The organism is Candidatus Methylacidiphilales bacterium (assembly GCA_025056655.1).
Classification (GTDB): domain Bacteria; phylum Verrucomicrobiota; class Verrucomicrobiia; order Methylacidiphilales; family JANWVL01; genus JANWVL01.
The window spans coordinates 1-1,468 of record JANWVL010000059.1; the positions used below are offsets into that span (position 1 = coordinate 1).

The window sequence follows — 1,468 nt, forward strand, 5'->3', positions numbered from 1 at the left end:
TCGATGTATTAGAGCGGAACTGGCATGATTATAAAGATGAAAGCACTTTGATACTCGCCCTGAGTAACATTATTTATCGTCTACGTCAGCTCGATGCATCGAATGGTGTCATATTACGAGGTAAATATTATAGCAAAGAAATGTTCGAGTTTTTGCTAAATAATCGCTGTGAAAGACTATATCAACTAATATCTAATCAGCCTATGCTTGATAATAATATAATAATAGCTATCGGAAAGATAGGGTCTAAAGAGTGTATTAATAAATTGCACAAATGGACAGATTCTCCATATAAGCGCATTAATATAAACATCCTAGATGCCGCTATTCATAGCATGGATGAAGGTTTAATTAACAAAACCATTCAAAATTTTATCAAAACAGGCTCCGTGAAGGTTTTTAACTATCAATATCCCGACTTTGTAGCTAAATTAATTAGCGAAGATAATTTGATTAAGATGATCAAAGCCTTTGACCGATTCACCTATAAAAAGCCTGATAATAAAAAGCGTGATAATAAAAAGCGTGATAATATAGAGGCGTTATTATTAAATTACGCCAAATTGAAAAAGAGATGGGATATAATTGAGAAAATATTAGATAGTATACTGAATGAATATAAATTTGATGATTTCCTCAGGATAGCAATAGATATATCTCCAGATAAAGCAGCAGAATATTTGATAAGAAACAGAGGTAAAATCACATCAATAAATCATAATATTTTGATGTTGTGTGTTTATACAATGATAGAAAAAAACAACCAGACTGTTGAACATCTTCTAAAGCATATGGTTGTTGAATACAATTTATCAAACAAAATCAAGCACATTGTTTTATCAAGTGGAAGCCCCTCTGCTTTTAAATTTTTATACCAAAATGCAGATATCTTAGCTAAAGATTTCGAGGTTGAAGATAAGGATATTCTCAAATTTATACCCCTGGAAAATATTATTCAACCGGCATTGGAGGTAATAGAAAGTACACGCCAAGATGATCATATTAAAGTGATAATGAATATATTGAATGAATTAGGCCAAGGTAATATTATACATAAAATGCTGAAAACAATAACGACGAATTCACCCGATCATCCATCAATATCAGAATTGATAATATCTCTTAGTAAGTTTACTTCTGCAATAAACGACGAGATGTTTTTAGTTTAGCGCGTGAAGTAAACCACATTGTTTTTAAAGTAAACTACTTTTCAAATATTTTCTAGAAAATAGTTTTTAATCTAGGCCAATGCAAGTTATTTATCAATCAAACAAATATAGTTAACAATACATTATGTGCAGTGTGATAGAAATGAGAGTACGCTCAGCAATGCACTTTACATAGTTAGCTACTTGTGATTGCATTTAGAGAGAATTTTATAAATAATTGTAGGTAGTACATAAATCCAAATACTTACTTCATCCCGCGGGCAGCTCTGATAACCCGGATGCGCTTGCTTGAAGGTATG

1 protein-coding gene is annotated in these 1,468 nt (G+C 31.5%); it reads left to right on the plus strand.

All coding sequences use genetic code 11. The annotated features are described in order from the left end of the window. Window positions 1–1,169, plus strand: a 1,169-nt coding sequence (locus NZM04_03455; protein ID MCS7063096.1) for a hypothetical protein, incomplete at its 5' end; no start/stop codon positions are given. Window positions 1,170–1,468: the final 299 nt, after the last annotated feature.